At 63.8% G+C, this 23,953-nt stretch carries 25 protein-coding genes; 15 read left to right on the top strand and 10 right to left on the bottom strand.

The window, feature by feature from the left end; genetic code table 11:
* Positions 1-292: 292 nt before the first annotated feature.
* Both AC07PT_RS18195 and map read left to right on the top strand, forming a co-directional pair.
* Positions 293-547: a ParD-like family protein gene (locus AC07PT_RS18195; protein ID WP_494657606.1), complete on the top strand. Its 255-nt coding sequence runs from the start codon at positions 293-295 to the stop codon at positions 545-547.
* The gene (gene map / locus AC07PT_RS18190; protein WP_494657605.1) at positions 544-1,338 is read left to right on the top strand and encodes a type I methionyl aminopeptidase; all 795 of its coding nucleotides are present in this window, start codon (positions 544-546) and stop codon (positions 1,336-1,338) included. Before AC07PT_RS18195 ends, map begins: the two co-directional genes overlap by 4 nt.
* 196 nt (positions 1,339-1,534) lie before the next feature.
* Here the strand turns inward: map and pal are convergent, their stop codons facing one another.
* The 4 genes from pal to AC07PT_RS18170 all read right to left on the bottom strand — a co-directional run bounded on the left by pal (position 1,535) and on the right by AC07PT_RS18170 (position 4,732).
* Complete coding sequence (pal, locus tag AC07PT_RS18185; protein ID WP_492345725.1) at positions 1,535-2,071, bottom strand: peptidoglycan-associated lipoprotein Pal; 537 nt, start codon at positions 2,069-2,071, stop codon at positions 1,535-1,537.
* Positions 2,072-2,258: 187 nt separating this feature from the next.
* Positions 2,259-2,774, bottom strand: a complete 516-nt coding sequence (locus tag AC07PT_RS18180) for a MarR family winged helix-turn-helix transcriptional regulator (RefSeq protein ID WP_494657604.1) — start codon at positions 2,772-2,774, stop codon at positions 2,259-2,261.
* Between the two features lie 47 nt (positions 2,775-2,821).
* On the bottom strand, positions 2,822-3,658 hold the full coding sequence (locus tag AC07PT_RS18175; RefSeq protein ID WP_494657603.1) for a DODA-type extradiol aromatic ring-opening family dioxygenase: 837 nt from the start codon (positions 3,656-3,658) through the stop codon (positions 2,822-2,824).
* A 15-nt stretch (positions 3,659-3,673) separates the two neighbouring features.
* The gene (locus tag AC07PT_RS18170) at positions 3,674-4,732 is read right to left on the bottom strand and encodes an LLM class flavin-dependent oxidoreductase (RefSeq protein WP_494657602.1); all 1,059 of its coding nucleotides are present in this window, start codon (positions 4,730-4,732) and stop codon (positions 3,674-3,676) included.
* 353 nt (positions 4,733-5,085) lie between these two features.
* Here AC07PT_RS18170 and AC07PT_RS18165 point away from each other — a divergent pair, with 353 nt between their 5' ends.
* Positions 5,086-5,619 (top strand): hypothetical protein, encoded by a 534-nt coding sequence (locus tag AC07PT_RS18165; protein WP_494657601.1) that lies wholly within the window; start codon positions 5,086-5,088, stop codon positions 5,617-5,619.
* Positions 5,620-5,653: 34 nt separating this feature from the next.
* Here the strand turns inward: AC07PT_RS18165 and AC07PT_RS18160 are convergent, their stop codons facing one another.
* Positions 5,654-6,577, bottom strand: coding sequence for an alpha/beta hydrolase (locus AC07PT_RS18160; protein ID WP_494657599.1), 924 nt, complete (start codon positions 6,575-6,577; stop codon positions 5,654-5,656).
* A 137-nt stretch (positions 6,578-6,714) separates the two neighbouring features.
* On the opposite strand from AC07PT_RS18160, the gene AC07PT_RS18155 reads away from it, so the two are divergent.
* Positions 6,715-7,326: a DUF938 domain-containing protein gene (locus AC07PT_RS18155; protein ID WP_494657598.1), complete on the top strand. Its 612-nt coding sequence runs from the start codon at positions 6,715-6,717 to the stop codon at positions 7,324-7,326.
* A gap of 19 nt (positions 7,327-7,345) precedes the next feature.
* On the opposite strand, the gene AC07PT_RS18150 is transcribed toward AC07PT_RS18155, so the two are convergent.
* Entirely contained in the window at positions 7,346-7,915 is a 570-nt protein-coding gene (locus AC07PT_RS18150) for an HD domain-containing protein (RefSeq protein ID WP_492345718.1), read from the bottom strand.
* Positions 7,916-7,954: 39 nt separating this feature from the next.
* Between AC07PT_RS18150 and AC07PT_RS18145 the strand changes: the two genes are divergently transcribed.
* The 6 genes from AC07PT_RS18145 to AC07PT_RS18120 all read left to right on the top strand — a co-directional run bounded on the left by AC07PT_RS18145 (position 7,955) and on the right by AC07PT_RS18120 (position 14,596).
* Positions 7,955-9,037, top strand: coding sequence for a sensor domain-containing diguanylate cyclase (locus tag AC07PT_RS18145; RefSeq protein ID WP_494657597.1), 1,083 nt, complete (start codon positions 7,955-7,957; stop codon positions 9,035-9,037).
* Positions 9,038-9,201: 164 nt separating this feature from the next.
* On the top strand, positions 9,202-10,950 hold the full coding sequence (locus tag AC07PT_RS18140; RefSeq protein WP_494657596.1) for a methyl-accepting chemotaxis protein: 1,749 nt from the start codon (positions 9,202-9,204) through the stop codon (positions 10,948-10,950).
* Between the two features lie 65 nt (positions 10,951-11,015).
* Positions 11,016-12,053 (top strand): LacI family DNA-binding transcriptional regulator, encoded by a 1,038-nt coding sequence (locus tag AC07PT_RS18135; protein ID WP_494657595.1) that lies wholly within the window; start codon positions 11,016-11,018, stop codon positions 12,051-12,053.
* 142 nt (positions 12,054-12,195) lie between these two features.
* The gene (gudD, locus tag AC07PT_RS18130; RefSeq protein WP_494657594.1) at positions 12,196-13,530 is read left to right on the top strand and encodes a glucarate dehydratase; all 1,335 of its coding nucleotides are present in this window, start codon (positions 12,196-12,198) and stop codon (positions 13,528-13,530) included.
* Positions 13,531-13,652: 122 nt separating this feature from the next.
* Entirely contained in the window at positions 13,653-14,102 is a 450-nt protein-coding gene (locus tag AC07PT_RS18125; protein ID WP_492345713.1) for a CHRD domain-containing protein, read from the top strand.
* Positions 14,103-14,182: 80 nt separating this feature from the next.
* Positions 14,183-14,596: a phage holin family protein gene (locus AC07PT_RS18120; protein ID WP_492345712.1), complete on the top strand. Its 414-nt coding sequence runs from the start codon at positions 14,183-14,185 to the stop codon at positions 14,594-14,596.
* Between the two features lie 21 nt (positions 14,597-14,617).
* Here the strand turns inward: AC07PT_RS18120 and AC07PT_RS18115 are convergent, their stop codons facing one another.
* The gene (locus tag AC07PT_RS18115) at positions 14,618-16,012 is read right to left on the bottom strand and encodes a DUF1501 domain-containing protein (RefSeq protein ID WP_494657593.1); all 1,395 of its coding nucleotides are present in this window, start codon (positions 16,010-16,012) and stop codon (positions 14,618-14,620) included.
* A 12-nt stretch (positions 16,013-16,024) separates the two neighbouring features.
* Positions 16,025-17,779, bottom strand: coding sequence for a DUF1800 domain-containing protein (locus AC07PT_RS18110; protein ID WP_494657592.1), 1,755 nt, complete (start codon positions 17,777-17,779; stop codon positions 16,025-16,027).
* A gap of 266 nt (positions 17,780-18,045) precedes the next feature.
* Between AC07PT_RS18110 and AC07PT_RS18105 the strand changes: the two genes are divergently transcribed.
* The 5 genes from AC07PT_RS18105 to AC07PT_RS18085 all read left to right on the top strand — a co-directional run bounded on the left by AC07PT_RS18105 (position 18,046) and on the right by AC07PT_RS18085 (position 23,067).
* Positions 18,046-18,996, top strand: a complete 951-nt coding sequence (locus AC07PT_RS18105) for a delta(1)-pyrroline-2-carboxylate reductase family protein (protein ID WP_494657591.1) — start codon at positions 18,046-18,048, stop codon at positions 18,994-18,996.
* Positions 18,997-19,209: 213 nt separating this feature from the next.
* Positions 19,210-19,557, top strand: coding sequence for a RidA family protein (locus tag AC07PT_RS18100; protein WP_492345708.1), 348 nt, complete (start codon positions 19,210-19,212; stop codon positions 19,555-19,557).
* Positions 19,558-19,723: 166 nt separating this feature from the next.
* The gene (locus AC07PT_RS18095; RefSeq protein WP_494657590.1) at positions 19,724-20,659 is read left to right on the top strand and encodes a LysR family transcriptional regulator; all 936 of its coding nucleotides are present in this window, start codon (positions 19,724-19,726) and stop codon (positions 20,657-20,659) included.
* Positions 20,660-20,773: 114 nt separating this feature from the next.
* Positions 20,774-21,949: a porin gene (locus AC07PT_RS18090; RefSeq protein WP_494657589.1), complete on the top strand. Its 1,176-nt coding sequence runs from the start codon at positions 20,774-20,776 to the stop codon at positions 21,947-21,949.
* A 116-nt stretch (positions 21,950-22,065) separates the two neighbouring features.
* A complete protein-coding gene (locus AC07PT_RS18085; protein WP_492345705.1) occupies positions 22,066-23,067 on the top strand; it encodes a Bug family tripartite tricarboxylate transporter substrate binding protein in 1,002 nt (333 codons plus the stop codon).
* An 86-nt stretch (positions 23,068-23,153) separates the two neighbouring features.
* Here AC07PT_RS18085 and AC07PT_RS18080 read toward each other — a convergent pair whose 3' ends face one another.
* Together AC07PT_RS18080 and AC07PT_RS18075 are read right to left on the bottom strand one after the other, a co-directional pair.
* Positions 23,154-23,675 carry an RNA polymerase sigma factor gene (locus AC07PT_RS18080; protein WP_494657588.1) on the bottom strand — a complete coding sequence of 174 codons (522 nt, stop codon included), beginning with the start codon at positions 23,673-23,675 and terminating at the stop codon, positions 23,154-23,156.
* A 2-nt stretch (positions 23,676-23,677) separates the two neighbouring features.
* Positions 23,678-23,884 (bottom strand): YgaP family membrane protein, encoded by a 207-nt coding sequence (locus AC07PT_RS18075; protein WP_492345703.1) that lies wholly within the window; start codon positions 23,882-23,884, stop codon positions 23,678-23,680.
* Positions 23,885-23,953: the final 69 nt, after the last annotated feature.

Genomic DNA, 23,953 nt, shown 5'->3' with positions numbered 1-23,953 from the left:
TATGCCAACGATTGGGGAAATCCTGAATCAACTTGAATGCCCAAATTTGACGCAATTGGCGAACGACCGTGCGCTGAATGGTCGATCGGTGATGGCTAACGGCGTGTTGAGAAGCCCGCCATCTACCGATGCACATTACACATAAGCGTCAAATTGATATCTTCGACACGCACCCGGAAAGTCTTCAAAACCGTTCAAGGTAAAGGGGGCCAAACCCCATGCCCACAGAGGGAGGAGGGTATAAAAATATAAATAGAATACGATTCGTATATAAATCATATAGGGTGCCTCCATGGGCCTGGTCAAGATCTCAGAGACGCTTCATGAGGAGTTGCGCATTGCCAGCGACGCCCTCAGTCGCTCCATCAACGCCCAGGCCGAGCACTGGATCCGCATCGGCATGCTGTCCGAACTCCACCCTGACCTTCGCTACGGCGACATCTGCCAAGCATTGCTTCGCGCCGCCCAGACCGGTGAGCAGGGGCTGACCTGGCTGATGCGCCCTGAAGCACTCCCCCCCAGAACCCCCAGCACGGTGGCAACATGAATCGCAAAGTCCCTCTCCGCACAGCCTCCGAATTGGCTCAGGCCCGCATCGCGGCCGCGCTGGCAGCCGATCTGCTGCACGTGATCACGCCCCACGTGCAAGCCGGTGTCAGCACCGAAACCCTGGACCGCCTCTGCCATGACCACATCGTGAATGTGCAAAACGCCGTGCCCGCCAATGTGGGGTACCACGGTTTTCCCAAAACGATCTGCGCCTCAATCAACCACGTGGTGTGCCATGGCATCCCATCAGAGCAGCAGTTGCTCAAAGACGGCGACATCGTCAACATCGACGTCGCCGTGATCAAGGATGGCTGGTTTGGCGACTGCAGCCGCATGTATTGCGTGGGCAAGCCCAGCCCGTTGGCGCGCCGACTGGTCGACACCACTTATGAGGCCATGCGAGCCGGCATCCTTCAGGTGCGCCCCGGGGCCACGCTGGGCGACGTGGGCCATGCCATCCAGACCGTGGCCCACCGAGAACGTTTCAGTGTGGTGCGCGAGTACTGCGGGCACGGTATCGGGCAGGTCTACCACGACGAGCCCCAGGTGCTGCACTACGGCCAACGCGGTCAAGGTCTGCGCCTGGAGCCCGGCATGATTTTCACCATCGAGCCCATGTTGAATGCTGGCAAACGCGAAACCCGCGAGTTGGCCGATGGCTGGACCGTCATCACCCGCGACCGCTCCCTGTCTGCTCAGTGGGAGCACATGGTCGCGGTGACCGAAACCGGGTTCGAAGTGCTAACCCCCTGGCCCGAAGGCACGGGCGCCTACCCGGGCTTCGACTGAATGGCGGGTTGCTGCTGGCAAACGAGCCTGAGCCAGCATTTGCGCCCCCAGGCGGGACAGACCTAGGCATCAGGCCTGGTTGGCACGCAGCTTGACTGCGTTCTGAAGACAAGCGCAGCGCGTTTGTCTTCACGAGCTCCGTCCTGCCGGTAAAGATCTGTACCTGTCGGGACGGACCCCGACCCAAGAGTGACGCTCAGTGGCTTGGGTAGCCCAGGTCGACGCGGCGGTTCTCGGCCCAGGCCGCTTCGGTGTGGCCTTCGGCACGGGGCTTTTCCTTGCCCCAGCTCACAGCTTCCAGCTGGCTGTCTTTCACACCATACACACGCAAGGCACGGACAGTGGCATCGGCACGCTTTTGGCCCAGCGCCAGGTTGTATTCAGCGCTGCCGCGTTCGTCGGCATTGCCTTCGACGCGAATCTGCACGCTGGCATGTTGAGCCAGATACTTGCCATGGCGTTCAACCACGGGCTGGTACTTGGTGGCGACACTGAAATCGTCATAGCCAAAGTACACGCTGCGGTCTTTGGACAAGGGGTTGTTCGGGTCCAGGTAATCAGGCACCACCACCTGGGCCACCGCAGACTGGGCTTGGGCCGCCGGGGCTGCCGGAGCAGGGGCCTGGGTCGCCACAGGGGACGACTCGGGAGCAGTCGCCTTGGGCGCACTGCTGCAGGCAGATAACAGGACCACCACCGCGCTCAGCGCAGCGAGGGAGGAAATAGATTTCATGGCATGACTCCGTCAAAAGCTTGGATCCGGATAGCAGCGACAGATCCAACTCAAAATCATAACATTTGCACAAATACATTTACATCTCAACACGATGTAAAGTTGCCTTGATCCTCAAGCAAAACGACCTGAGACCGGCACCCTCTGAGTTCACCGGTACGAAATCAGCGTTTGCACGAACTAGAGATTAGAGATGGGCCAATGGCGTCTGTTCGGCCGTCTCGTCGGCATGCAGAACCGCAATCAGGGCCCGCAGGTCCTGTTCGAGGCGGTCCACCGTCTCGGCTGGCAATTGAGCCAAGGCCGTGGGCAACACCCCTTCAAAAGGGCCTGACACCCGGCCCAGCACTTCAAGACCCGCCGGAAGAATGGACAGTTCGATGCTGCGCCGGTCCGTCAGGCCTTTCACGGCCCGGATCAGCGACCGCTTGAGCATCGCACGAACCAGATTGCTGGCGGTGGATTGATGGATGTCCATGGCAGCCGCCAGGCCTGATACCCCGATGCCAGGGCGATCACGCACCACGCTCAACGCCCAGATCTGGGCGCCACCCAAGCCGGCCTGGTTCTCCACCTGTTGAAAGTGGCTGCGCACCGCGTTGAAGACCACCCGAAAGCGCCGCAAGACCAGCGTGCTCTTCTCCAGGTCGACGGGCTGTGGCGTGAGGTTTGGCGCAGTGGCGGATTGCTCGGTCTTGGGCATCCGGCGATGATACCGGCGCAGCCTGCTGACCAGGGGGAGGGCGGCCGTCAGCCGAAGCTGAACGCCGACAAAGTGGTTTCCATCACCCGATCGGAGAACACACGTCGTCCCAGATCCTGCCCGGCCGCGCCAGCCACCACCATCAAGGGCAACAAATGCTCCTCGGCCCGTGGCGGATGGCACAGGCGAGCCGCCGGGGCCTGGGCCCAACCGGCCAGGGCCTGATGGCGCTGAGCGGGTGCCGCCTCGACGGCCTGTCCCAACCAGGCGTCAAACGTGTCCGACACCGGGCCAAAGCGCGGGTCGCCATAGCCCCGCATGTTGTGAAAACTCATGCCGCTGCCCACAATCAAGACACCCTCATCCCGCAGCGGGGCCAGCGCCTGACCGGCACGCAGGTGGGCCTCGGGATTCAGATCGCTGGTCAGTGACAGTTGCACCACCGGGATGCTGGCCTGCGGAAACATCAGCATCAGCGGAATGAACATGCCATGGTCAAAGCCGCGGCCGGGGTGGCCCTGAGCCGGCACCCCCGCTTGGCCGAGCAACTGGGTCACCCGGTCGGCCAAGGCGGGTTCGCCCGGTGCCGGGTATGTCAACTCGTAAGTGTGTGGAGGGAAGCCGTAGTAGTCATAAATCAACTCGGGCTGAGCCGCCGAAGTCACACCGAACTGCGGCTCCAGCCAATGGGCGGACACCAACAGGATGGCCTTTGGCGCCGCTGGCAACGTGGCCGACTGCCCCTTCAGGAAGGCGGCCATCTTGTCCCAGGCATCGGGTGGGTTCCAGTCCATGAAGAAGCAAGGGCCACCACCATGCGGAATGAACCACGTGGGCATGCGTGTCGCAGCACTTGCGTTGGAAACAGGGTTTTCATCAGACATCAGGTTCTCCAGAAATCAAGGGGTGACGTTGCCAGCCAAGGCCTTGCGCACGGCCGGCATGACTTCGGTGGCCAGCAGTTCAATCGACCGGGCCACTTTGGCAAAAGGCAGGCCGCCAATGTCGATCTGGGCCAAAAAGCGCTGGTGCCCGAACAGCTCGTGCTCATACAGGATCTTGTCCACGATCTGCTGCGGGCTGCCGACAAACAACGAGCCATGCGGGCTGGCCAGTTGTTCATAGGCTGAGCGTGACACCTGCCAGCCATGATCGCGTTGGGGCAGGTTGTGCCGCATGTAGTGGCTGTAATGCCCATAAAACTCGTCGCGGGCCTGCTGGGCATCACGCTGCACATGCAGGTGCCCCGACACAGCCACCTTCAAGTCGCCCAGGGCATGACCGGCCCGCAGTCCGGTCTCCCGGTACAGGTCGATGAAGGGCTTGAACTGCGCCGGTTGCCCGCCGATGTTGGCCAGGTTCAAGGGCAGACCCGCCTGGCCAGCCCGCACAGCGCTGGCGGGAGTCCCGCCCGCGGCCACCCACACCGGCAGCAGAGGCTGCAGAGGGCGCGGCGCCACTTCGGCATCGTGCAGGGCCGGGCGATGCCGCCCACGCCAGCTCACCCGGGCCTGGCGCCGCAATTGCAACAACAACGCCAGTTTTTCTTCATACAAGGTGTCGTAGTCGCTCAACTCGCAACCGAACAAGGGAAACGACTCTACAAAGGCCCCCCGCCCCGCCATCAACTCCGCGCGCCCACCCGACAACAAGTCCAGCGTGGCAAATTCCTCGAACACCCGCACCGGGTCAGCCGAACTGAGGATGGTGACCGCGCTGGTCAGCCGGATCTGTCGTGTCACACTCGCCACGGCACCCAACACCACCGCGTGGGCCGAGATGGCGTAGTCGCTGCGGTGGTGCTCGCCCACCCCGAACACCTGCAGCCCAGCCTCATCGGCCAGGCGGGCGGCGGCCAGCACTTCGTCAAGTCGTTGTTTTGCAGCCAGTTGCCCCTGAGATCCCGAGAGCCCGCCCGGCAGATCACCAAAGGTGTAAATGCCAATTTCCAAACCCATACCTCCGTTTGTTGGCCGGCCCGCTTGGCTTGGGCACGATGGGGCACTTTACTGGCTTGAAATCACGCGATAAACCCAGATCTGCGGTTTTGACTGTCTTCAAAATTGGAACAATTCCGCGGTCACGCGCGCAGTGGGTCGAGTGGGCCAAGACAACCAACCTCATGGTGCCTGGAAGGCGTCCCAAGCACGTAGGGTGCGTGGCCTGAGCTTGCACGGAATCATCAGGCCAACAGGCAACACCGTGAGGGCATCATGCGCTGCGCCTTCATGTGGTCGAAGGCGCAATTCGCTAGACTCCCATCCCGATGCAAGTGTCCTCGCCTCAAACACCCCACCGATTCAGGACTCCATTGGGCAAAGTCCTGACCACACTCACGCTGTTGCTTGGCGCCGCGTCAGCGCCATGGCACGCCGCCCAGGCCGAGGACAGGGCATGGCCCATCGCCCCCATGGCGCAATGGCTCGGCCTGAGCGAAGCCGCCTTGCCCACCGCAGTCCCCGAGATCCAGCGCCTGCGCCACCCACAGACCGGGCCCCGGGGTCTGAAAGCCTGGTGGGCCTTGCCCAGCGTCACCCTGGACCAGGGCCGATTGGAGACCTTGTTCTTTGCGCGCAACCAAGCCGTGGTGCACATCGAAGAGCGTTGGCGCGCGGATCCGGCCCGCTGCCAGGCGGCCAGCCAATATCAAACCCTGGTGGCCAGAATCAACCAGCGCCTGGGCCACGCCGGTGCAGCCAATGGCGATGCACAGACAGCTCAGGCCTCCACGGCCTGGGCTGCCGGCGCCTATGACGTGCGGCTGTATCTGAATCAGATGCCCGGCACCTGCCAGTTGCTTCTGGTGCACGAAGTGCACGCAGATCGCGATTCGACCGAACTCTGACCCATCGCCCCCCCGCGGCCAGCACTGATGCAACTCAGCGGCTCAGGTGCTGAGCGATGCCGGGGCTCAGCGTGGCCATGAACGCTTCGACCGCGTGGGTGTACTCGTTGTCCTGGCCCAATGTGGCATTGATGTCGCCATGGCTCAGGTCTTGGCCCAGCCATTGGGCGCGAACACCCAACTGCAAGGCTCGCGCCACAAACGCCTGGGCCTGCGCACAGGCGTCTTCACGCCGCGTCGAGCAGACCGCCAACACCGGGGCGGCCCCTGGGTGCAATTGATGCACGGGCGACATGGCCCGCCAATAGCCTGGGTCCGCGCCGAACGGCCGGTCGTACAGCCGCAGGTGAGGATGTGTCATGACGCGCTCCACATCCATGGCGGCACTGTCGAGAGCCACCGTCCCCAGCACGGGTGGCCCGCCCAGACCGGGGCGGGTGGGCCTCGCGCTCGCCAGCAAGGCCACCAGGTGGGCGCCTGCCGAGTGCCCCATGAGCACGAACTGCCCTGGATCGCCGCCCCAATCACCCGCCTGCGCCTGGGCATGCGCCAGCGCCAATGCCACGTCGTGCAACTGACCATCGGGCGGCACATCGGGCAGCATCCGATAATTGACCGACACCAGCACAAAGCCCCGAGCCCCCCAGCGCGCCACCTTGGCGTCAACCACACGGCTCATGGCTTTGTCGCCCACCGCCCAGGCACCGCCATGCACCATGAAAATGACCGGCGCCCCCGGGGTACGGGCTCCGCCACTGGGCAAATAGACGTCATACACCTGAGCCGGATCGGGTCCATACGACACGTTGGCCAGACGGGGGCTTTGGTTTGAAACAGCACTTGGCGCCTGGGCCTGGCCGGCGGCCATGCGCCGCTCACGAAGCCGGTCCAGCAGCGGGCCAGCCGAAGCCCCTTCAGCCAACGCATACCCCAATGCACCAACCAACGCCGTCGTCATCAACCGTCTCCGTCGGGCCATCGAAAGACGCATCGCTGGGGGCAAAGTACGGTCATCCATCTGTTCACTCCGTCGGGCCACATTCGGGCCTGCGGGTATTCTAGGCAACCCGTTCCACCCACCCACACCCTAAAGCGATGCTTGCTCCAGACGCTCGATTGCACAGCCCCGCCGCGGATCGCAATGCCGCCCCCATCCTGACCCAGTTGCAGGCCTCATTGCCAGCCCAGGGTCTGATGCTGGAAATCGCCAGCGGCACCGGGCAACACGCCGCGGCCTTCAGCACGGGCTTGCCAGGCTGGGAGTGGCAACCCACCGATTTCGAGGCCCGGTCCCTCGACTCCATCCGAGCCTGGTGCGAAGGCCTGGACAGAGTTCGCCCCCCCGTGCAACTGGATGTGCTGAGCAAGCCCTGGCCAAAAACCTTGCCCGACAGCGTGGACGCCGTTTTCTGCGCCAACATGATCCACATCGCCCCGTGGGCCTGCACCGCCGCATTGATGCAAGGGGCCGCGCGCCATCTTGCGGGGCAGGGGGTTTTGATCACCTACGGCCCCTACCTGGAAGAGAACACACCCACCGCCCCGGGCAACCTGGCCTTTGATACCGACCTGCGCAGTCGAAACCCGGCCTGGGGCTTGCGTCAACTCAAAGATGTGGCCTCGGCGGCGGAGGAGGCCGGCCTGCGCCTGCGTGAACGCATTGCCCTGCCCGCCAACAACCTGCTGCTGGTCTGGGCACGGGCCTGAGGCGCGCGCCGCGACCGGCTCATGGGCCGGGCACCAGCCGCTTGATCTTCAGCAAGGTATCGGCCAAAGCCTTGGCCATCGGCGCCTTGCGCTCGGTGAACAGGTGGGACAAGGCCTCGTAGTACCAGACAGCGCCATCGAGCTTGGCATTGAAACGGTCAAACACCGACGGACCGATGGTGACCAAATCGTCCAGGATGGCTCGGGCATTGTTCAGCTTGTCACAACCGGACACCAGCAAGGCATCGTCGCTGGCGTTCTTGAGGTGTAGCAGATAAGCGCGTTTGCGCTCGGTCCAAGGCGCCTTGTGACCCTGAGCATCGGGTACGCCGTCGGTACACGCCTGCACCATGGCCAGCACCCGCGGACCAAAACGCTCGCCGATCTGAGCCGCATATTGCTGCCCGCCATCCTCCAGCGCGTCGTGCAGCAACGCAGCAATTTGCTGATCCTCATCCCCCCCGTACTGAGCCACCAAGCCCGCCACGGCCACCGGGTGAGTGATGTACGGGATCGCAGTGCCTTTGCGCAACTGGCCTTCGTGGGCCGTGGCGGCAAGGGTGATGGCTTGTGTGAATCGCGGGGTCATGGGCACAGTTTACGGGCTGACAGAAGCAGGCAGGGTTTTTTGATCACGCAGGCCAGTGGTTCATGCGACTTCGTCCACTCAATATCGATCGCCAAAGCGCTGATCTTGCATTATTCTCAAACAAGTTGCGCGCGCACTCTTCAGTTCAGCCATTTATTCTTGATGTCCGTCAATAATTCGCCTTTCATGGATTCAGGTTTTCCACTTGAAGGTCGGGATAAGGGCTCAGGCTTTCCCTATGCCATCCTGGATTCAATCGAGCAAGAGATTGCCGTCATTCAAAAAAACGGGCAGATTGTTTATGTGAATGAGGCCTGGATTCGATTCGGCGCCAAAAATGGACTTCCCCAGGAAGACTGGCTTAAGGCCAACTACCTGGACATCTGCGCCAAGGCCGCCTTGAGCCATGAAACCGATGCCCAACGGATCCAGCGTGGACTGGTCGCTGTCATTGACGGCCATCAGCCCGGCTTTTCGCATGAGTACCCATGCCACAGCGCCGACGAAAAACGCTGGTTTTTGATGAATATGGTTGGCTTGACGGGGTGCTCAGGCGAGCTCTTTGTCATCAACCACAGCAATATCACCCAACGAAAGCTGGCAGAACAACAAGTTGAGAAATTGTCGTTGCTCGACCCACTCACGGGCCTGGCCAATCGACGGCACTTGATGCAGTTTCTGCCCTCGGAATGGCAACGCAACCGCCGCGAACAAACGCCCATCAGTCTGATATTGCTGGATATCGATGATTTCAAAAAGGTCAATGATCAACATGGCCACGTCGCCGGTGATGAATGCCTGAAACAAATCGCCGGACTGGTCGCACGCAGTGCTCGCCGGCCAGGCGACCTGGCCGTGCGCTGGGGAGGCGAAGAATTCATCCTGGTCCTGGGCAACACCGTCGCCGATACCGCGTTGACCCTTGCGCACGAGTTGTTGGTTGCGGCCCGCAACACCGAGTCACCCCACCATGTCCGATGCACCATCAGCCTGGGTGTCAGTACCGCGACGCCGCTTGACGACGATTGCGAAAGCCTGATTCAGCAGGCCGATGCGGCACTCTATCAAGCCAAGACAGCCGGGAAGAATCAGGTGTTGCGCTATGCGCCTGCGGCCTGTTGATGGCGATACTGAAAACCAATTTCTTGTGCGATCTCAGCAACATTTGACCCAGACCATCGCCGGCGAGGCCTCCGTGATATATAAACAAATTGTAAAATCATATTTTTCATCTATATCATCCTGCAATCATCCCAAAGTGGGCCACTCAGGCCAAGGAGACAGTCATGCAAATCAATAACATCAGTGTCAAGACGCGTCTGTGGGTCACGTTCTCGGTCCTCATCGTGCTGATGATGGTGCTGTCAGGCTGGTCACAATACCGATCCAATGCAAGCCTGAACGCAGCCCTCGAAGAGGTCGTCAGCACCGATGTCAAGGTGGTAGCCGCCACACGCTGGAACGACGGTACCTCGGCCGCCCTGGCCATCACGGTGGCGGCCGTGCTGTCCACGGATGAGCAAAGCTCGCAACGCCTCACCAATGACGGCAAGACCCTGGTCGAACGCAACACCAAGATGCTCAAGACCATGGCGGACCTCATCACCCGATCCGACGAAAAGGCGGCACTCGACAACCTGAGCAACGAGCGCAAGCCCGTGCTGGCGGCCCTGGGCAAGGCCAACGAACTCAAGAAAGCAGGCGACCTGGCAGGCGCCCGGGATGCCGCTGAAAAAGAACTGGTGCCCCTGACCACGGCCTATCTGCAACACCAACGTGAGTTCGTGCAGATGCTGGAGAAAAACCGCGATGCCACCGTCCAGGACGCCCAGGACGCTCGCCGTCAGAATGCCATCACCAACACGGTCACCGGCCTGATCGTTGCTTTCGGTGTGCTGGTCATTGCCGCACAATTGGTTCGCTCGATCGCGCAGCCGCTGGCTCAAGCCGTGGACCTGGCCCAGAGCATTGCCAAGGGCGACCTCACCCACGACACCCGCACCGAACGCCAGGACGAATTCGGCGTGCTGCTCAATGCGATGTCGGACATGTCCACCCAGTTGCGCTCGGTGGTGGGCGAGGTACGCACCGGCGTCGACGCGCTGACCGTCGCCTCCGTGGAGATTGCCAACGGCAACCAGGACCTGTCTTCACGCACTGAGCAGACCGCCAGCAACCTGCAACAAACGGCGGCCAGCATGGAGCAACTGACCAGCACCGTGAACCAGTCGGCCGACACGGCCCGCCAGGCCAACCAGTTGGCCGGCACGGCAGCCCACGCGGCCACCCGGGGTGGCGAGGTGGTTGCCCAGGTGGTGAGCAGCATGCAGCAGATCACCGACAGCTCACGCAAGATCAGCGACATCATCGGTGTGATCGATGGCATTGCGTTCCAAACCAACATCCTGGCTTTGAATGCAGCGGTGGAAGCCGCACGCGCCGGGGAACAAGGCCGGGGCTTTGCCGTGGTGGCAGGTGAGGTGCGCAGCCTCGCGGGCCGCAGCGCCGAAGCCGCCAAAGAGATCAAGACGCTGATCAACGCCTCGGTCGAAAACGTCGAGTCCGGCTCACAGCAGGTTGCCGACGCGGGCTCTGCCATGGCCGAGATCGTCAGCAGCGTGCGCCGTGTCACTGATCTGATCGGCGAAATCACGGCGTCGTCCGACGAGCAGCGCTCGGGCATCTCGCAAGTGAATGCGGCCGTCGGCCAACTCGACCAGATGACCCAGCAAAACGCCGCTCTGGTGGAAGAAAGTGCAGCCGCAGCGGCCTCATTGCGCGATCAGGCCCAGCGCCTGACCGAGGTGGTGGCCGTGTTCAATCTGGGCCAGGGCCATGCCCCAGCCGCCCGTCCAATGGCCCAGGCACCCCGCGCCGCTGCCGCGCCAGCTTCTGCGGCGTTGCGCAGTGCACCGCGCCCCAGCATCGGCGCCAGCAAATCACCAGCCCCCGCCAGCCCGCGCGCCGCCTTGCCCTCGGCCACCGCCAGTGCGGCCCCCAAAGCCGGCAGTGAGGACGACTGGACCTCGTTCTGAGCGAGTGGCCAGGCGCTCGGCGTCCAAGGCCCTCCTGTCCATCAGGGCTGACTAGAATCCGGGCGATGAGCTTCGCCCCCAGCCCCTCCAAGCGCCCCCGCCGTGGCAGTGGCGCCGTCACCTTGCATGAGGTGGCCCTGCGGGCCGGCGTGGCGCCCATCACTGCATCGCGCGCCCTCAATTCGCCCGACAAAGTGTCGCCCGACGTGCGCGTGCGGGTCGGTGAAGCGGTTCAGGCCCTGGGCTATGTGCCCAATCGCCTCGCTGGCGGCCTGGCCTCCACCCGCAGTCGCCTGGTGGCCGCACTGGTGCCCACCATGGCCGGGCCCGTGTTTCTGCAAACCATCCAGTCACTGACCCTGGCACTGGCCGAACAGGGTTACCAACTGATGCTCGGGCAAACCGGCTATGCCGATCCCAGCACAGGCGAAGACCGGATGCTCGAAGCCCTGATTGGACGCCGCCCGGACGGCATGGTGCTGACCGGCACACTGCACTCGCCCCAGGCGCGGCAGCGCCTGCAGGCCGCCGGCATCCCGGTGGTGGAGACCTGGGACCTGAGCGACCACCCCATCGACATGTTGGTGGGCTTCTCGCACGAGGGGGTAGGGCGGTCGGTGGCCGGGTTCTTTCACGCCAAGGGCTTCCGGCGTTGGGCCATGGTGGCAGGCGATGACCCCCGTTCACAACGGCGCCAAGAAGCCTTTGTTCAAACCGCCAGGGCCTGTGGCCAACCCTCCGTTGCGGTGGTGACGGTGGCCGCGCCCACCACCCTCAAAAGCGGTCGACTGGCCTTGCGCCAACTGCTTCAGGATCAGCCGTCCGTGGATGCCGTGTTCTGCAGTTCCGATCTACTGGCCCTGGGCGTCCTGACCGAAGCCCAGGCCCAAAGCCGGGCTGTGCCAGCGCAACTGGCTGTGATGGGCTTTGGCGACCTGGATTTCGCGGCCGATGTCGAGCCCGCGCTCAGCACCGTACAGATCGACGGTGCCGCCATGGGGCGTCAGGCCGCCCGCTTCATCATCGACCGGGCCGAAGGCCGCGATGTCGCCCACACGGTGGTCGACATTGGCTTCAACATCATTGAACGAGGCAGCACCTGAGGGCAACGCCTTCACCTGTCTGCCCCTTGTCAAGCGCAAATGGTAGCGTTATCATTCATTCAAATGGTAGCGCTACCAACGCTCTATCAAAACCTTTATCAGGCAAATTGATGCCCTTTTTGCCTTTTGCACAGGCTCCGACATGACCCTTCACTCCACCCCCACCATCACCGAACTCCGCGTCATCCCCGTAGCAGGGCGCGACAGCATGCTGTTGAATCTGAGCGGCGCGCACGGCCCATTCTTCACCCGCAACCTGCTGATCCTGACCGACAGCGCCGGCCGCACCGGCGTGGGCGAAGTACCTGGGGGCGAAAAAATCCGCCAAACCCTGGAAGACGCCCGCGAACTGGTCGTGGGCCAGGCGTTGGGCTCACAACAACGCGTGCTGCAGGAGGTCCAGCAGCGCTTCGCCGACCGAGACAGCGGGGGCCGCGGCCTGCAGACCTTCGACCTGCGCACCACCATCCATGCCGTCACCGCCATCGAATCGGCGTTGCTGGACCTGCTGGGCCAACACCTGGGTGTGCCGGTGGCGGCCCTGCTGGGCGAAGGCCAACAACGCCAGGAAGTCGAGATGCTGGGCTATCTGTTCTATGTGGGTGACCGCCGCCAGACCGATCTGCCCTACCAGAGCGAGCCAGGCGCACCCGATGCCTGGTCGCGCCTGCGTCACGAAAAAGCCCTGAACCCTGAAGCCATCGTTCGACTGGCCGAGGCCGCACGCGAGCGCTACGGCTTCAATGACTTCAAGCTCAAGGGTGGCGTGCTGCGGGCCGATGAAGAGGTGGAGGCCGTGCGCGCCCTGCACGAACGCTTCCCCGAAGCACGGGTCACCCTGGACCCGAACGGGGGCTGGCTGCTGAAAGATGCGATCCGCCTCATGCGCGACATGCGAGGGGTCGTGGCCTACGCCGAAGACCCCTGCGGTGCTGAGGAAGGCTTCTCGGGCCGCGAGGTGATGGCCGAGTTCCGCCGCGCCACTGGCCTGCCGACCGCCACCAACATGATCGCCACCGATTGGCGCCAACTGAGCCACGCCCTGGCCCTTCAATCAGTCGACATCCCGCTGGCCGACCCCCACTTCTGGACCATGGCGGGCAGCGTGCGGGTGGCCCAGACCTGCCGCGACTGGGGCTTGACCTGGGGTTCACACTCCAACAACCACTTCGATGTGTCGCTGGCCATGTTCACCCACGTGGGTGCCGCCGCCCCCGGCAAGGTCACCGCCATCGACACCCATTGGATCTGGCAGGACGGCCAACGCCTTACCCGCGACCCCTTGCAGATCGTGGACGGCAAGGTGCAGGTCCCACAAAAGCCGGGCCTGGGCGTCGAGCTGGACATGGCCGAGGTCGAGAAGGCCCATCAGCTGTATCTGCAGCACGGCCTGGGCTCACGCGATGACGCCGTGGCCATGCAGTACCTGATCCCGGGCTGGCAATTCAACCCCAAGCGTCCGGCACTGGACCGCTGAGGCAACAAGACGGCAAACCCCATGCCACATGGCAAGGGGCAGTCGTGCTAGATTGCAACGGGCTGTTGCAGACCCACCCACTTCTGGTGGATCCAACGGCCCGACCCCACAGGAGACCCACCATGCGTACTCGCCATCTGCTGAAAAGCGCCGCCTTGACCGTCGGACTGACCCTGGCCCTCGGAGGGTGCAGCGCACTCTCCATGGGCAACAGCAACACCGTGGTATTGGTGGGCAACCTCAGCGGCGCCAGCGAGGTGCCCCCGGTCAACACCGCAGGCTCCGGCACCGTAGAGGCCCGCTTTGACAAAACCACCCAGGTGCTGAGCTGGAAGGTCAGCTTCACGGGTCTCAGTGGACCCGCCACAGCGGCTCACTTCCATGGACCGGCCGCCCCCGGCAGCAATGCAGGCGTGGTCATCCCCTTCAGCGGCAGCACCAGCCCCATCGAAGGCAGCGCCACCCTGACCCCAGCGCAAGCCGCCGACCTGCTGGCAGGCAAGTGGTATGCCAACGTTCACACTGCGGCCAACAAGGGGGGCGAGGTGCGCGCCCAGATCAGCGTTCGCTGAAGCAACGCGCAGGCTGAAGTCGGCAGTGGGAGGGTCGGGCCTGCGTATGATGGTCACTCGTCCTGACCCGGAACCTTGCCATGCTCGACTCGCTGCCCAGTTTCTTCATCCAATGGGCCATCACTTCGCTCTCGCTCTGGGTGGCCAGCCATGTGTTCAAAGGCCTGCGCTTTGCCGACACCGGTTCGCTGGTCGTGGCTGCGCTGCTGCTGGGCTTTGCCAATGCCGTGGTGCGGCCAATGCTGTTCGTGCTCACCCTGCCGCTCACGGTGCTCACTCTGGGCATCTTTGTGCTGGTGCTCAACGCCTTGATGCTGATGCTGGTCTCTGCGCTGGTGAAGGGTTTTCAGCTCTCAGGCTTCTGGACGGCGTTCTTTGCCAGCATGTTCATCGGCGTGCTGAGCTTTTTGCTCAGCATGGTGCTGGCCGGCGGCGACTGGTCGTGGCAGGCGCCCGTGCCCATGCCGGCACCGGGCTCCGGCCAATGGCTTTGAGCAGGTTCGGCCAAAGCGGGTTCAAGCGCCCATGAACCCGAGATTGGGTGTGCTGAAGTTCGAGAGATTCGGCATCACGCTGGCCAGGTCCGTGGCCGACACACCGAACCAGGTGGCCAGCGTCGCGCCGTATTGATCGACCGACAAGCCGGGCAGCAGACGCCCCTGGCCAACATCGTCCGGCCCGCCATTGGCCACCACCGGCGGGGTACCCACAAATGAGCGCCCGTTCACGGCATCGCCCACCACCCAATGCATGCTGCCCCAGCCATGGTCGCTGCCATCGTTGTTGCCCACCAAGGTTCGGCCGAAATCTGAAGCCGTGAAAGCCGTCACCTGCCGGGAAACGCCCAGCTCCACCGTCGCCTGGTGGAACGCTCCGAGCGCGTCGCCCAGGGTCTTCATCAAGCCCGGGTGCTGGGTGACCAGGCCATCGTGGGTGTCAAAGCCGCCAAGAGAGACAAAAAAGACCTGCCGCCTGGCGCCCAGGCTGGAGCGCGCCGCCACCATGCGCGCCACCAGCTTGAGCTGATCGGCCAGGCTGTTGCCCGTGGGAAAGGGGGTGCTCAAGGTGACGCCCGCCAAAGCAGAGCTCAGTTGGCTGTTGGCCGCAATCGAGCGCGATGCCACACGGGCGTATTCGTTTTCAAACAGGTGAACCCGGTTCGCCGTCATGAGTTGCTGCAGCGTGCGTGAGCAGGTGGCCGACCCAAACAAGGGCGACTGCACGCCGTTCACGGCCACCGAACCACTGCTGGACACCTGGTACTGCACCGCACTGTGGCCGGAAAGGTAGACCGCATTGCCCCCCACGCCGATGCAGGTGAACGTGGCATTGCCATTGCCCGAAGCAAACAGGTCGCCCAAGCGCCCACCCCAACCCGAGGCCGCTCCTTCGGGTGACGACGACTGCCAGAAAGACTGCTGATCGTTGTGCGAAAACAGCTTGGGCGGCAAAGGCACCGAGCCCGCCTGATATTGGGCTTTGCTGGTGGGCTGGATCAGGCTGCCCACATTGAGCAGCACCGACATCTTCCCGGCGTGGAACAGGGGCACCAGTGGATCCAGGCCAGGTGCCAGCGCATATTCGCGCCCACCAGGCAAAGGAGTGGTCGGGTTCAACACCAAGGGGGTCAGACTGTCCCGGGCAATGGCCAGAGGTGCCCGATACTGCAGCATGGCGTTGTAGCTGGTCGGGTCGTAGGTGACCAGCGTGTTGGCATAGTCGTTGCCGCCATACAGAAACACGCAGACCAGTGCCTTGTAATCGGTGGCCGTGGCGGCAGCGGCCTCGCCCATTGCGGCCAGGCTCATGGCAAATGGCGTGGCACCTGCTGCCACGGACAAGGCGGCGCCACGCTGCAGAAAGGCCCGGCGGGATGCATTGTCCGGCGCCAACTGAGGGAAGTGGTTCATGGCCATCCTGCCTTATTTCTGCACAATGAATTCGGGGGACGCCAAGACCAAGGTCAGGGCGGCCTGGATACGCCGGAGGGCGTTCGGCTGGTTGCTGGAGGGCAGGGTGGTGACCGCCGCCTGAATCAGATTCAGTGTCTGCGCCGACAGCTGTCCGCCGGCCAGCACCCGGTTGATTTCGGCCAACAGGGCGGCCGCATCGGCAGCCAGTGGCAGCAGGCTGCTGTAATCGGGGGTCAGATCCCCCGCCCCGCTGCCAGTCACCATGCGTTGCATGTAGTTGACGTAACCCGCCACAGACGATTCGTTGGCGATCTGAAACTCAGGCCCCACCAAACCCTGACTGGCCAGTGCCGTGCCAGGGGGCACGTAGCCGGGCCGAAAGAAATTGAACACCGACCCCGAGCGCATCGGGCTCTGGCCCAGGCGGGTGGCCGGATCGGACAAATCCCCCACCGCCCAGGTGTCCGTGGCCGAACTGGCCCGATAGGCCCGGGCCCAGGCCAGAAAACGCATCACAGGCTCCCGCAACTTGCCATAGGTAGGCAGGGCCGCCGTGGTGGCACTGCGCGCCTCGGTGTCCAGCAAGATGGCCTTGAGCACGGCCTGCAGGTCGCCGCGCACCCCGGCCCCGTTGTTGGCAAACACCGCGCTGACGCGGGCCACATAGGCCGGGCTGGGGTTGCTGGTGACGAAGCGCTGGATCAGTTGTCGGCTGATGAAGGGTGGCAGGTTCGGGTGCTGGAACAAGGTGTCCAGCGCCTGATTCAGGGCCTCCATCGCAGGCGTGCCCGCGGCAATGGTCTTGCCCAGAAAGGTCTTGCTGCCAGTCTCGTGCTGCGAGGCCACCGACACCAGAGGCCGCTGCTGAAATTCGGCGGGGTAGGGGCTGCTCAGGCCCGCCACATCCACGTTCCAACCCGTGAACACCCGGGCCAGACCGCTGACATCGGCCTGGGTGTAGGTCTCGAGGGCCGTTCCGTTGGCGCGTGTTTTCACCGTACCGTCGGCATTGAGCTGCACCAGGCCGATGGTGAACAGTTGCATCAACTCGCGGGCATAGTTCTCGTCGGGCTCGCTGCCAGTCTTGGGGTTGGCCTTGGCGCTGCCGCGAAAGGTCAGGTAGTAAGCCATGGCAGGGCTCAGCGAAATGTCCTGCAACAACTTGCGGTAGTTGCCAAAGGCATTGGCCTCCAGCAAGTCCAGATAGTGGCCCACCGCGTACTGACGCCACGAGGCATTCACCCCCAGCACCGACACCACACAGATCTCGGACAAGGCCAGCACCATTCGCTGCCGCAAGGGATCCCCCGAACTGATCAGCTTGCGCCAGATCGTATTGTCCAGCCCAGCCGTACTGAAGATATTGCTTGCGGCGTTGTAGCCACGTGCGTTCAGCCAATCGCAGTGGCTTTGGCTGCGCGGTAGCGCAAACTGCTTGTTCAACCACGCGCTGTAGCCGGTGCTGGCCACCGCCGACAAGTCTGCCGCGGTATAGCCTGGAGTGGCCTGGGTCAGAAACCGGGCGGCTTCGGCCATTGTCGGTAGAACCTGCGTGGCCAGGGGCACCACGCCCTCACGCGATCCCAGTGTGGCGTCGGCGCTTTCACCGCCGCCGCAGGCCGCCAGGCTGCCCAGCAAACCCAAGCCGGCCAAGCCCTGAGCCCCTTGCACAAGGTCCAGCCCGGCCGGCAGCGAAGGCTCTGGATCCGCCAGATCAGGCCAGCATTCAGAGCCCTTCAGCACATCATGATCGAACACGGACATGGCACTCCTTGTGGCATTGTTGATACCCCAGGCGCTCCAGTCCAGCACATCGGGGATGCAAGCAGCCCACGGGCTGTCAAATCGATTGAGCACCGCTTATCGGCGAAATAATGCCTCACGTTTTGATACAAAGAGGACACATAGCCAGTATTTATGTTTCTTGTTGTATCCAGCACGGGCACTTTCAGCGATTCGAGATCCGCCTCCGAACCCAATTGGCTTTTTTGATAAAACAACGGCCTTCACGCCACAGCACGCCACGCGCCATGCCTGCCCTCCTGCTCAACCCCGACGCGACCGCCCAGGCCCTGCCTTATCCCACCCTGGCCTTGGCCATCGAGGCCTTGCTGCGGGACCCCACGGTGCAGGTTCCTGCCCGCATCGTGCAGCCCCTGCCCTCAGGGGGCTCGCTTTTCGTGATGCCGGCCTGCGATGCCCGACTGGCCATCACCAAGCTCATCACCTTTGTGGCCGACAACTCGGCACGTGGGCTGCCTGCCATCCAGGGGGACATCGTGGTGTTCGACAGTGTCAATGGCCGTCGCATGGCCTTGCTTGATGGGCCCACCGTCACGGCCCGCCGCACCGCGGCCGTGTCGCTGCTGGCCGCACAGAAATTGGCTCCAAACCCGCAGGGCCCCTTGCTGATCGTGGGTGCCGGGGTTCAGGGGCGAGCCCATCTGGAAGCCTTTCACAGCGGCCTGGGCGTGCGGGAGGTGTGGGTCAATTCGCGCAGCAAAGCCAGCGCCCAGGCCTTGATCGTGCACGCCCAAGCCCTGGGACTGCGGGCCCACCACGCACCGGACGCAGATGCCGCCCTGGCCCACTGCCCCTTGGTGGTCAGCTGCACACCGGCCCAACAAGTGGCGCTGAGCGCCATGCCGCGCCAGGATGCCTTCGTAGCGGCGGTCGGGGCGTTCACCCCCCGGATGGTTGAATGGCGGGCCGATGTCTGCCGGAACCTGGCGGCCATTGGCACCATGGTGGTCGACACCCGCGATGCCGACCATGAAGCCGGCGACCTGCTGCAGGCGGGCATCGACGTCACTCAACTGCCCACACTGGCCGATCTGATCCTGAATCGACCAGCCTGGGCGGGCAGGGCAGTGCAGCAGGGTGGCCCGGTCTTCTTCAAGAGTTGCGGCTGGGCCGGGTGGGACCTGGCGGCTGCGCGCTGTGTGATGCAGGCCAGCGGCCCCGTCACCCAAGCCAGTTGATGGCCACCGCCATGGCCTCATCGGGCAGCGCAAGACACAAAGTCTCGCGCCTTTTTCGCGCGCCGATACCGGCAGCGCTTGCGTTTTGCGCTAACCCGCCGTCACCACGCCGTATGCTTGGCAGTCCTGCCAGGCGGCTCGCAGTGCAGCACGGGACCGAGCCGCCTGGGGGCGCACCCCCACAACACACCCGCATCGCAAGGATTGTTTTTCATGATTCAACGTTTTGACGTCGGCGCTCGCCTGTCCGATATGGCCATCCACAATGGCACCGTGTACCTGGCCGGCCAGATACCCGAAGACGCCAGCCTCGACATCCAGGGCCAGACCGCCCAGGTGCTGGCTGCGGTGGACGCCCTGCTGGAGCGCGCCGGCACCGACAAGAGCCGCATCCTGATGGCCCAGATCTTCTTGCCCGATCTGAACGACTTTGCCGGCATGAACGCCGTCTGGGACGCCTGGGTGCCTGCCGGCAACGCCCCGCCGCGCGCCACCGTGCAGGCCGCATTGGCTGGACCCGGTTGGCGCATCGAGATGGTGGTCACCGCCGCCTTGCCCTGATTCGGCCCGGGCTTCAGCGCCGGTCTCCGATCTCCCACGGGTCGTGCGCGATCCTGAACAGGCACTTAGGCCCGAAAGTGATCACAAAACACAGTCGGCGATAACCTGGGGTGATTGATAAAGTGATGTGCATCAAAGCGCAACACCCCATCCCAGGAGACATCGCATGAAACTGGTCACGCTCAATGCCCTGGTGGCAGCCATCGAAGAGGGCAGCCTGCGCAGCGCAGCCCGGCGTGCTGGCGTGTCGCAGCCGGCGCTCACCAAAATGATCCGCGAGTTGGAGATCGAACTCGCGACCACACTGCTGACCCGCAGTTCGCGGGGGGTCACACCGACTGCCCAAGGCAAGGTCTTGTACGAACGCGCGGTGAAGGCGCAACGCGAATTGCGCTCGGCGGTCGACGAAATCAACCAGATGGACGGGCGCCTGATCGGCGAGTTGCGCGCGGGTGCCGTGCCTTTGGCGGTGATGCTGCTGGTTCCCGAAACCCTGCGCACCTTCGTGCAGGAGTTCCCCGACATCCGCCTGCGCGTGGCTGAAGAGCTGTATGTCGCCCAATTGCACAAGCTGCGCTCGGGCGAGGTCGACATCACCATCGGTGGCATTCCCGATGACCTGGCCACGGGCGAGTTCTTTGTCGAACCCCTGATCAAGACCACCATGGTGGCCACGGTGCGCAAGGGCAGCCCCTGGCTCAAGGCCAAGGAACTGGCCGACCTGCAAACGGCCCGCTGGGTGTACACCGGCTCCAACAGCGAATCGGGCTACGCCAAACTGTTCTTTGAGCACCACGGCCTGACCGCGCCGAAGATCGGTGCCATCGTCAACTCGACCCTGGCGCTGCTGTCGCTGGTGGCCTCGGGCGACTACGTGGCCCTGATGCCGATCCAGATTGCCCGCCTGCCCATCGTGGCCCAGTTCGTGTCCATCATCGAACTGGCCGAGGTGGGCTACGAGCTCCAGGTCGGTGCCATCCTGCGCAGCGATTCGGTGCCGTCGCCCGTGCTGCGCCACTTCATCGCCCACCTGCACCGGGCGGCCCACCACGTGAATCGAGGCGTCACCCCCTTATCCGACCCCCGCTATAACCTCACGTGATCACGATGCCCGTGGCGGCATCTTTGCAGTCTGCTTGACCTTGCGCAAACTCCGGCCCCAGAGAAGTGGGCAACCCGCTTTTCCGGATTCGACAAGGTTCAACAGGAGACAGACTTGAATAAAACCACCGCCCCTCAATCCCGGCCTGCAGGCGAGCAGGCCTCCCTTCGGCAGGTCACCCGCGGCCTCGCGCTGGGCACGCTGGCACTGGCTGCCGCGGGCGCACAGGCGCAAAGCAGCAGCGTCAGCATCTACGGCAGCATCGACCAGTACTTCAACCACATGAGCAGTTCCAGCGGTGCGCACGTCAATGCCCTGCAAGACGGCAAGGACCTGCGCAGCCGACTGGGTTTCCGAGGCAACGAAGACCTGGGTGCCGGTCTGCAGGCCCGGTTCCAACTCGAGCTGGGCCTGAGCACCAACACCGGCGCCACGGCTGATGCCAGTCGCGCCTTCGACCGCCAGAGCTGGGTCGGCTTGTCACAGGAAGGGCTTGGCGAGTTGCGCATCGGTCGGCAAAACTCGGCGCCCTTCACCCGTGGCGACTACACCGACTTCACCGCCCGCACCCTGGGCTCGGTCATCAACAACTTCGGCGTGCCTGCCCGCTTTGACAACGATGTGGCCTACATCTCGCCGCGCTGGGCCGGAGTGCAGGTCGAGGCGCATTTCGCCCAGCAACAGGCCAGCGCATCGGGCACCCAGGTCAGCACCCCCATCGTGCAACTGGCCGCCGATTACCTCAACGGCCCGGTGCGCGTGGGCTACGCCGGCCTGAGCGCCAAGGCGCCGCAGAAATCGGTCATCGATGCGGCGGTGTTCTATCACTATCTGTATGCCAACTACGACTATGGCAAGGGTAAGGTGTATGCGGCCTATGTGCGCTCGAACAACATCGCGTCGAACGCCAACGGCAACGATGCCGGCAGCGTGCTAGGCAACACGGGCGGCGTGGTGACCTGGACCTCAACCTCGGTCAACCGCACCTACGACATCTTTCAGCTCTCGGCCGACTACCGCGTGACCGATGCACTGCGTGTGGGGGCGTTGTGGGGCCGCATCAACGACCAATCCGGTGCCGGACACAACGCCAGTGGCGGCGCCGTGGGTGCGTACTACTCGCTGTCCAAGCGCACCACCTTGTCGGCCTTGTACGAAACCCTGCGCAACAGCAGCGCGGCGGGCTTCCGGCCGGCGGGTTCGGCCGCTCTGGGCACCAACTTCGCCGGCACCGATGTCAACGGCCGCACCATCAACGGCCTGCAACTCGGCGTGCTGCACCGCTTCTGAAGCCCGCACCCGAGCTTCCTCCGGGGACCTGACTCAGCATCAGGCTTGACGGGTGCAGGGCCAGGCTCTGCACCCTTTTTTTCGATGCCAGCCCACGCCTGGCAGCAGGAGACCACATGACCCAACTTCAAGCCGGCGTGCAACGCCGCCAACTCATCGCCGCCGCCGTTGGCGCCAGCACACTGGGCAGCCTCAGCCGTTTTGCGCTGGCCCAGGATTTTCCGAACCGGCCCGTGCGCATCATCACGCCGTTCCCGGTGGGCAGCGGCCCTGAAGGCGTGGCTCGACTGGTGGCCGACAAACTCTCGCGCGCCTGGGGCAAGGGCGTGCTGGTCGAGAACAAGCCCGGTGGCAACGGCTTTGTCGCCATCGATGCCTTCAAGCGCGGCGCCACCGATGGCCACGACCTGATCCAGCTCGACAACGTGCACCTGAGCGTCTACCCGCACCTGATGAAAAAGCTGCCTTACGACCCAGCCCGCGACTTCGAGCCGCTGGCACCCTTGTTCAAGGCCTATTTCCTCGTGGCCGTGGCCAAGAACAGCCCCTACAAAGACATCAAGGACCTGCTGGCCGACGCCAAAGCCCGCCCCGGCCAGCTCAACTACGGATCCTGGTCGGTTGGCAATCCGGTCCACCTGGGCTCGGCCCGGTTGGCCTCGGCCTTGGGGGTGGAAATGCAGCACCTGATCTTCAAGGAAACCACCCAGCTCTACACCTCCGTGGCCAACGGCGACCTGTCTTTCGCCCTCGGCTCCAGTGGCAGCACGGGCCCCCTGTACCGGGCCGGCAAGCTGCGCTACCTGGCCGTGGTGGCCAGCAAGCGCCTGAGCGCCTTGCCCGACGTGCCCACGCTGGCCGAGGCCGGCGGCCCCAAAGACCTCGAAGTGACGGGCTGGACCACCTTGGCCACGCCGCCCGGCCTGCCCAGGCCCTGGGTCGACCGCCTGCGTGCCGACCTGCAAAAAGCCCTGGCCGAACCCGACATGCTGGAGAAGTTCACCGCCTTCGGCTATGAACCCTTCAACCTGCAGGGTCCGGCCTTCAGCAAGTTCATTGCCGAGGAGTCGCGCGTCATGGCCGAAGTGATCCGCAACACGCGCTCCTCGCTGGACTGAGCGGGCGTTGGGCCCGGACCGGGCCCTTCAACACACCAGGCCGAAAGGCCCGCGGGCGGCAGGGCAGCAGGGCAGCAGGCCCGCACTCAGGAGCCAAGCAGGTATTCGCGCACCAGCCCCCGGGCCCGATGCAGGCGGCTTTTGACGGCGCCAGTCGGCTCCCCCAGACGTGCTGCGATTTCGGCGATCGTCAACTCCTCAAAATCACGCAGCAACACCACTTCAAGGTAATGCGCCGGCAGTGACTCAAGCGCCTTGGCGAGATCCAGCCGCAACACGTCGTCACTGCGTGCCGCCAGTTGACGCTCGGTCAGCTCGTCGTCCAGGCTGTCATACCTGAAGACCAGGCGCTCCAACCGGCGGCACTCACGCCGGATCATCACGAACAACCATGAAGAAAAGGCCGCGACCACCTTGAGGCCATGCACCTTTTGCATGACCGTGAGCAAAGACGCCTGCACCGCGTCATCCACATCGCTGGCTTGGCAGTGCCGGCGGGCGTATCGGCGGGCATCGGCCTGGCACACGGCCAACAAGCGGGCCAAGGCAGCGGGGTCGCCTGTCTGGGCCGCCTGGATGAGCTGAGATTGATCGGCCGGGAACCCCATGTTCAGTGCCCTTTGTGAAGCTTTCTGCCCACCATCGCGCACATGGGGCAAAAGCCTACCAGGCCGGTGAGCGACAGCACGGCGCCCATGGCCCCGGCCCCCATGGCCAATGGCGAACCCCAGTTCAGAACGGTGAAAACCACCGCACCCAGCCCCACGGCCACGCGAACAACGCGCTCCCAGGTGGGAACATTCTTGACATACACCATGACGAACTCCGGTAAAGATTGATGTGAGGACCATCCTCCCAGGTGAAGAGGCGCCATCCAGTCAAAACG

The sequence above is a fragment of the Curvibacter sp. GW821-FHT09D12 genome (assembly GCF_059416245.1).
Note: the sequence above shows the minus strand (reverse complement) of the source record. Positions and strands in the feature narration are given on the sequence as shown.

Bases quoted from the DNA above. Each gene is read 5' to 3' on its own strand.
- AC07PT_RS18110 (WP_494657592.1), bottom strand. From the start codon at position 17,779: ATGTCCGTGTTCGATCATGATGTGCTGAAGGGCTCTGAATGCTGGCCT.
- AC07PT_RS18160 (WP_494657599.1), bottom strand. From the start codon at position 6,577: ATGACGACGGCGTTGGTTGGTGCATTGGGGTATGCGTTGGCTGAAGGG.
- AC07PT_RS18140 (WP_494657596.1), top strand. From the start codon at position 9,202: ATGCAAATCAATAACATCAGTGTCAAGACGCGTCTGTGGGTCACGTTC.
- AC07PT_RS18085 (WP_492345705.1), top strand. From the start codon at position 22,066: ATGACCCAACTTCAAGCCGGCGTGCAACGCCGCCAACTCATCGCCGCC.
- AC07PT_RS18195 (WP_494657606.1), top strand. From the start codon at position 293: ATGGGCCTGGTCAAGATCTCAGAGACGCTTCATGAGGAGTTGCGCATT.
- pal (WP_492345725.1), bottom strand. From the start codon at position 2,071: ATGAAATCTATTTCCTCCCTCGCTGCGCTGAGCGCGGTGGTGGTCCTG.
- AC07PT_RS18100 (WP_492345708.1), top strand. From the start codon at position 19,210: ATGATTCAACGTTTTGACGTCGGCGCTCGCCTGTCCGATATGGCCATC.
- gudD (WP_494657594.1), top strand. From the start codon at position 12,196: ATGACCCTTCACTCCACCCCCACCATCACCGAACTCCGCGTCATCCCC.
- AC07PT_RS18155 (WP_494657598.1), top strand. From the start codon at position 6,715: ATGCTTGCTCCAGACGCTCGATTGCACAGCCCCGCCGCGGATCGCAAT.
- AC07PT_RS18175 (WP_494657603.1), bottom strand. From the start codon at position 3,658: ATGTCTGATGAAAACCCTGTTTCCAACGCAAGTGCTGCGACACGCATG.
- AC07PT_RS18180 (WP_494657604.1), bottom strand. From the start codon at position 2,774: ATGCCCAAGACCGAGCAATCCGCCACTGCGCCAAACCTCACGCCACAG.
- AC07PT_RS18135 (WP_494657595.1), top strand. From the start codon at position 11,016: ATGAGCTTCGCCCCCAGCCCCTCCAAGCGCCCCCGCCGTGGCAGTGGC.
- AC07PT_RS18170 (WP_494657602.1), bottom strand. From the start codon at position 4,732: ATGGGTTTGGAAATTGGCATTTACACCTTTGGTGATCTGCCGGGCGGG.
- AC07PT_RS18125 (WP_492345713.1), top strand. From the start codon at position 13,653: ATGCGTACTCGCCATCTGCTGAAAAGCGCCGCCTTGACCGTCGGACTG.
- AC07PT_RS18150 (WP_492345718.1), bottom strand. From the start codon at position 7,915: ATGACCCCGCGATTCACACAAGCCATCACCCTTGCCGCCACGGCCCAC.
- AC07PT_RS18075 (WP_492345703.1), bottom strand. From the start codon at position 23,884: ATGGTGTATGTCAAGAATGTTCCCACCTGGGAGCGCGTTGTTCGCGTG.
- AC07PT_RS18105 (WP_494657591.1), top strand. From the start codon at position 18,046: ATGCCTGCCCTCCTGCTCAACCCCGACGCGACCGCCCAGGCCCTGCCT.
- map (WP_494657605.1), top strand. From the start codon at position 544: ATGAATCGCAAAGTCCCTCTCCGCACAGCCTCCGAATTGGCTCAGGCC.
- AC07PT_RS18120 (WP_492345712.1), top strand. From the start codon at position 14,183: ATGCTCGACTCGCTGCCCAGTTTCTTCATCCAATGGGCCATCACTTCG.
- AC07PT_RS18115 (WP_494657593.1), bottom strand. From the start codon at position 16,012: ATGAACCACTTCCCTCAGTTGGCGCCGGACAATGCATCCCGCCGGGCC.
- AC07PT_RS18095 (WP_494657590.1), top strand. From the start codon at position 19,724: ATGAAACTGGTCACGCTCAATGCCCTGGTGGCAGCCATCGAAGAGGGC.
- AC07PT_RS18080 (WP_494657588.1), bottom strand. From the start codon at position 23,675: ATGGGGTTCCCGGCCGATCAATCTCAGCTCATCCAGGCGGCCCAGACA.